Annotated in this window: 5 protein-coding genes and 1 pseudogene; 3 read left to right on the top strand and 3 right to left on the bottom strand. The window is 63.2% G+C overall.

The genetic code is table 11. The features are described 5' to 3' along the window. Window positions 1-32: 32 nt before the first annotated feature. Together ACWEO7_RS37685 and ACWEO7_RS37680 are read right to left on the bottom strand one after the other, a co-directional pair. Window positions 33-1,292, bottom strand: coding sequence for a hypothetical protein (locus ACWEO7_RS37685; RefSeq protein ID WP_452430424.1), 1,260 nt, complete (start codon window positions 1,290-1,292; stop codon window positions 33-35). After that, a complete protein-coding gene (locus ACWEO7_RS37680; RefSeq protein ID WP_452430422.1) occupies window positions 1,276-2,793 on the bottom strand; it encodes an NACHT domain-containing protein in 1,518 nt (505 codons plus the stop codon). Before ACWEO7_RS37680 ends, ACWEO7_RS37685 begins: the two co-directional genes overlap by 17 nt. Before the next feature lie 524 nt (window positions 2,794-3,317). Here ACWEO7_RS37680 and ACWEO7_RS37675 point away from each other — a divergent pair. Further along, window positions 3,318-3,596: a hypothetical protein gene (locus ACWEO7_RS37675; RefSeq protein ID WP_397080400.1), complete on the top strand. Its 279-nt coding sequence runs from the start codon at window positions 3,318-3,320 to the stop codon at window positions 3,594-3,596. Window positions 3,597-3,682: 86 nt separating this feature from the next. On the opposite strand, the gene ACWEO7_RS37670 is transcribed toward ACWEO7_RS37675, so the two are convergent. Continuing rightward, window positions 3,683-4,249: a hypothetical protein gene (locus ACWEO7_RS37670; protein ID WP_452430421.1), complete on the bottom strand. Its 567-nt coding sequence runs from the start codon at window positions 4,247-4,249 to the stop codon at window positions 3,683-3,685. Window positions 4,250-4,800: 551 nt separating this feature from the next. Between ACWEO7_RS37670 and ACWEO7_RS37665 the strand changes: the two are divergent. Together ACWEO7_RS37665 and ACWEO7_RS37660 are read left to right on the top strand one after the other, a co-directional pair. Further along, window positions 4,801-4,911: pseudogene (locus tag ACWEO7_RS37665) on the top strand (transposase); the annotation flags it as partial. A 268-nt stretch (window positions 4,912-5,179) separates the two neighbouring features. Beyond that, the gene (locus tag ACWEO7_RS37660) at window positions 5,180-5,893 is read left to right on the top strand and encodes an XRE family transcriptional regulator (RefSeq protein WP_452430419.1); all 714 of its coding nucleotides are present in this window, start codon (window positions 5,180-5,182) and stop codon (window positions 5,891-5,893) included. Window positions 5,894-5,955: the final 62 nt, after the last annotated feature.

The following is a 5,955-nucleotide window of genomic DNA, read 5'->3' as shown; positions in this document are numbered from 1 at the left end:
GCACCCAGGAAGGAGGTCGGGTAGAACATCAACTAGGACCCACCACCTGTCCGATTACGTGAACGACGGGCTGGGGAATTGAGTGAACGCTGACACTCTGGCAATTCGTCGAGGCGGCGTGCCGCAGCGAGGGCGACGCGGTCCAGTCCCGGTGCCAGAGGTTCACGGGAAACGATCGTGAACCGGCGACGGTGTGTCGCCACCGCGTCTGGCCGGGTTGGCATGGCGATATTGAGCGCGGCCATGACGGTCTGAACCGCCGCCGGGTCGAGCCGTTGCTTGTCGGTGTTGGTATCGGTGAGAACACATAGTGCTGCAGCGATCAATGCGGCACGTTCATCGAGCTCAGCATGGGCAATCAGTTCTGCTCGCTGGGCTCGTGCATCTGAGGAGAGGACGAGCTGGCACGCTGCTTCGACGAAAGGCCAGGGGTCTGCGTCAGCTGAATTGGCTGCGGGCTCGCGGGGCTCTGGGGGAGTTCGGCGAGCACGCACGACTGGAGGGTTGCCTTCGCTGATGGCGGCGATCCCTGTGGCGAGCTGCGCTAGCGTGCGTCCTTGCTCCTCCGGCTCCAGCGTCACAATGCCACGATCGGCCAGCTCTGCGACGAGCAGGGAGATGTGCGGCCTGTTGCGATCGCCGAGATCAAGCAGTGCAGTGACGGTACGGTTGTCCAGGTCGGCGGCGAGGCCGATCGCGCCGTCGGAGTCGGTGTAGATCAGCGCTTCGTCCAGCCATGCCTCGAGCGTCTTTTCATCAGAGCTTTTGGCCCACATAGCGGTAGCGATCTCGACGAATACCTTACTGCGCGCGATGAGCTGGTCGGTCGCGTCGATGACGAACACGGCGACGTGCTCGTCCCAGAAGCGCAGTACGTGCTTGGCTACTTCACTTGCCCTGGCCGGCGCCAGCGCCCATCGGGCAGGATCCCGCAGCAGCGAAGCCAGCGCTTGGGTTGCTTGTGAACCGGAGACGCTCAGCCCACCGTCCAGCATGCGCCCGAGTTCGACGAAACCGTCGAGCAGCATCTGCGGGCTCAGTTCGGGAGCCCACGGCCGAGATTGGTCCGGTGTGTGTCGGGTCTGTTCCCAGCGTTCGACCGATTGCTCGACCGCTCGGTGCAGTAGCGTTGCGCGACCTTTCGGCAGTTCTGCATCGGGGGTGTCGGCGCAGATCAGAGCGAGTAGTACAGCCAAGAGCGGTACTTGGAGCAGATGATCGTGTTGTTCGCTCGCGTCCTTGATCCAGGCACGGCGGGCAGCCAGCCACGCGTCTCTATCGGATTTCGGCACCCGCGCTTGGGCGCAGGCGTCGAGGATCGCATCTACTGTCGCGCTGAGATCTTCTGGGGGGGGCGAGTTCGGCGCGTGGCAGCCCGAGGCGGGCAGCGGCGCGCTCTGCGTTGCCGCGGGTCGCGAGAATGAATCCAGTGGTCGGGGGAAGAGCCTTGAGAAGGTCTGAAAGTTGCTGGGCCATCCACGGAGCACGCGAGCCGCATTCGTCCAGGCCGTCGCACAGGATGATGGCGTGTCCATGGTCGACGGCGTTGGTCAGATGCTCGGCAAGTGGTGCCCGCTGGTCGGCGGCAACGAAATCCGCGATCGCTCCATCGACCATTCGGGTGATGGTGATCTTCTCGGGCTGTCCCTCAAGCAAGCGTGGCAACGGGACTCGGATGGGAATCGGGGCATGAGGATGCGTCGCGCAATGGGCAGCAATCTCCCGTAGCGCGACAGATTTGCCGGCGCCGGGTTGACCCACGAGCAACATGCGTCGCCACCGCCGGATATATCTCAGCAGGTCGCTGCTTTGGCGTGAATCTTCGACTCGGACTCGCATGCCTGCGAGGAGGTTTTCGACGGTGATGGGTGGAAGATCGTCCGCGAGCAGGCTCAGATCAACTCGTCCTGCCCTGGAGGCGATCTGTTTCAGGTAGGCGGCGACAGCGGCTCGACGAGCGGCGATTCTGCCTCCCGCCGCACCTTCCCAGTCGGGCGTGGGCGCCAGGCCGGCGGCAGCAAGTGCAGTCACCCATTCTTCGATGTCACTGCTGAGGGCTTTGCCAGCTCTCTGGTGCAACAGATCTGCAAGAACGGCAACTGCCTGGGGGCCATTCCGGCCGCCTACGATGGGATCCATCATCGCCGCCTGCACGGATCGGGCTTCGCCTGTTTCAGTCGCTCCCGAGACGGTGAGCACTCGTGCTCGGTCGAGGACCAGGTCGCGAACCTCGTCAGCGATTAGATCGGTCAGCACACGGAGCGTATCCCGCTCTGCTTTGGTGTCCATCGGTTGCCCGGCTCGGTGCCGCCGAAGGACGTTGAAGAGTTGCCGCGCGGAACCGGTGAACTCCTCGCCCGCGATGACGAGCAAGTCTCCCTTACCGAGTAGCGGGGCCTGCTCGACCCAGCCAGCCACCGTCTTTTTCAACGGAACGCCCGCGTTTACCGCTCGCTTGGCCGAGATGAACGCACGACGCCCGTCGGAGAAGGTCACACGAATGTCATCGGTGGGGTCGGCGGTCTCGAAATCGAGCCGCACTGGGTAGACGTTGTCGGGAAGCTCCAACCCTGGGATCGGGCGGCTGGCGAGACCGAACACCGCGAGGTAGGTGGCAACGACGTTGCGGAAGACGCTGCCGACCTCGTTCGCCTGACCCGCACGGCTCGCCACAGCCTCCCCTTCCCGTTTCATCGGTCCGCAGCAGACCAGCGGATAGTGTGGCATACCCGGCACACGGAGTCCGAGGTGATGCGATGGTTTTCCCTTGGCTTTCGCGGCGATTACGGTCACGCGCCTGCCGCTCGGTACTTGCGCCGGTGGGGCACTCGACTTCTGGAGTGCGTACACTCACCCGCTCGATCGCGCCGCCGACTCCGACAGCGCCGCGGCCCCTGACGGAACGCCTGGCTTATTTTCGTCAATGCCGGCTCCGCAGCCTTCCCGGCTGTTCCTCGCTAGGTATGCCAGCGTGATGCACTTGGTTTCCCTCTCCGCCGCCGTGCCCACCGCGATTCGAAGTGTCGGGGTGTACCGGCTGCGACGTCTGGCGGTACCGCCACCGCCACGCGCTGAGGGAATAGCGACAGCCTGCTGTTCTTTCCCCGGAGAACGCGCCTCTACTGCGGCTCCTCGGGCCTGGCTCGGATTCGGCGGCCGAGTTTGTGCAGGTAAGCCACCAATTCGGGTGTGAAAATCCATTCCAAACTTCGCGTAGATGCGGGTCAGATGCGCAGGCATGAGCTGATCAATCAGCAGTGGCGGACGGTGGAGTCGTTGATGTCGGCCTCGGCGGTGTCGGGGATTGCCACGGGTCGATGATCGGCGTGCTGTTAACGGGCTGCTCTGTACGGCGTCCGGCGCCCGCTTCATCGGCGAAGAGCGTTCCGGCAGCCGTGCCCAGGTGCTTGATTGAGCAGCGCCTGGAGGGGATGCCGGAGGAGCAGCTGAACCGAGTCATGCTGGCTGAACGCAACCTGCTCGGCGCCCTCGGCCGCGAGGTGTTCTGCCGGATGAACGGCCTGTTCCAGTTTCGGGCGAAGTGCTTTGACTACCACGCCCGGCTCACTGTGGACGTCGTCGGCCTGCCGCGCTGAGCGACGCCCCTCTCAACGTCACGATCAAGTGCCGCAGCACCTCTGCGGGGCTGCGGTGGACGGAAGCTGGTGACTTGGGAAGCAAGTCAGATGTCGTGATGGAGTTCGATGCGGGTCCACCGGTTGGGGGGAGTGAATTGGATTGCGTGGTCGCCAGCGACCGTGATCACGGTGTCGACCCCGTTTGGAAGCGATAGAGGCTCGGCTGGGACGATTCGGAGATCTTTGAAGTCTTCGGTCAGGGACCGGGTCAGGGAGAATCCGTCGATGGTTTGAGGAATGACGAGTACCCCGCACCGGACTCCCGCTTCCTCGTACAGGGACGCGACCATGTTCGAGGAGTTGGTGTCGAGCCAGTTCTGGATTCGGTCTCGTACTGCTCGGTCGATGTTGAGCGGGCGGCTATGCCCAGCGAGGTAGCCGGCCAGCAGGATGCCTGGGCCGATCTCGGAGCTCTCGAAAGTGCTACAGCTGCCGCCGTGTAGGAGCGCCGCGATCTGCCACTGTAGTTGCCGTGGCGCCGTGAGGGCATCATCAATGCCCTGACGTTCGAGTTCGAGCAGGAGCGGTCCGAGACGGATTTCGAGCTTTTGCAGCGACAGTGTTCCATTGTATGCGGAGCGTTCGCCGGTTGCGGCTGTGGCGTCCGGCATCACGAACCACGTCTTGCGGAGGCCGGAAACCGGCAGAACGACATCGTCTTCAATCTTTTGGTGTACGTCGCGCGGAGCTGTTCGAATTGTCCGTGCTTGACCGCTTTGACTTCGACTGCTGTTTTCGTCGATCGGTAATCGACTACCGGGCCAGGTCGCTCGTTCTCGCACACGCGTTCCAGGGCGTCATCGCCGAGCAACACTGCGGCGGCGGACCTGCCGATGTGTTCCTCAGAACTCTCGTTAGCGCATCGAGGGTGCGCGCATGCACTCATTGCGGGGGTCCGTTCGCGAGTAGGTGTGCGAGGCACGAGCGGCGGTTGAGGGCTGTATGTCAGACGGCTACGCGCCTTCGTAGCACGGCGTATATCGAAGTGGGTAATGCCAGTTGCACCGGCACGGGTGTGAGGAAGATGGTATCGACCATGTCGAGGTGATCCTGGCACCTACGTCCGCTGGCGCAACCAGCACGCCCGACCCGTCCGCGACTTCGCCGTCGGATCCAAGATCCGGCACCCGGATTATCTACCGAACGTTGCCTGATACGGCACTGGCTGCTCGAACGCCGCAAACGCGCCGAACGCGCACTCACCTCGGTCTGTTATCTGCTCTGCATCTCGACACGGCGGATGGAGACGCTGGTCGAATCGCTCAGTGTGACATGAAAGCCCGAGGTCGGGCGCGGGGGAGTACCCGCGGGAACGCTAAGACAGCAACGACCCGTTACTGCATCTCGCGGACTGCGCTCTACCGCCGACAAGACAACGGCGCAAAGTTACCTGCCCGGCTGCCTATTCGACACGTCCTACCTAGCCGGGGCAGCAGTCTCGAAGGCATCAGCATCGGTTCTCCATCAGCCGACCTTGCTGCATGGAAGCATTGTCCGAGGAATATTTCGTGGTACATTTCTGAGGGACGACTGGAGGTGGGATGGACTTCGCACAGGCCGAGACCGCCAATCCGCGGATGTTAGTGATTGCTCGCGAATCTCGGTCGATGACTCAGGCCCAGCTCGCCGCAGTGATGCAGAAGTTGGAGGGGTCTGCAAGCCGGGTCAGCCAGGGATACGTGAGCCGGGCCGAAGCCGGGCGACTAGCAGTGACTGGCGACCGGCTTGAATACTATGCACACGCCTTGGGGTACCCGATCTCACTGTTGCGCCTCACCGAACAGGGGGTAGGCGCGGGTGCCGGTCTGATTCATCACCGCAAGAAGCAAGCCGCAGCGGCCGGTGATCTGAAGCGAATTCACGCCTTACTGAATCTGACGCGGATTCAGTTGAAAGGATTGATGGCCACCGCTCCTCGTCCGGAAAACGGTGGGTTCCCTCGCTTCGCGGTCGATGATCTCAACACCCCTGCCGATGCCGCCCGCGCGGTCCGCGAGCAACTTGGCTCAGGGCATGGCCCCCTGGACTCGGTGACGGGGTTGATCGAGGCTATGGGCGCGCTGGTTGTGCGCCGCGAGCTGGTCGCACCGATGCCAACGGATTTCGGCGCAGAGACCGTTCCGATCGACGCCGTCAGCTGCAGTCCGGACGATGGATACCCACTCATGTTGCTGAACGTCGGTACTCCCGCTGAGCGGCAAAGGTTCACCCTCGCGCACGAGCTAGTGCCGCGTCAGGCAACGTTCGGTAGGTAATCCGGGTATCGGATCTTGGATCCGACGGCGAAGTCGCGGACGGGTCCGGCGTGTTGGTTGCG

The organism is Nocardia sp. NPDC004260 (assembly GCF_053603155.1).
Note: the sequence above shows the minus strand (reverse complement) of the source record. Positions and strands in the feature narration are given on the sequence as shown.

Bases quoted from the DNA above. Each gene is read 5' to 3' on its own strand.
- ACWEO7_RS37675 (WP_397080400.1), top strand. From the start codon at position 3,318: ATGATCGGCGTGCTGTTAACGGGCTGCTCTGTACGGCGTCCGGCGCCC.
- ACWEO7_RS37670 (WP_452430421.1), bottom strand. From the start codon at position 4,249: ATGCCGGACGCCACAGCCGCAACCGGCGAACGCTCCGCATACAATGGA.
- ACWEO7_RS37660 (WP_452430419.1), top strand. From the start codon at position 5,180: ATGGACTTCGCACAGGCCGAGACCGCCAATCCGCGGATGTTAGTGATT.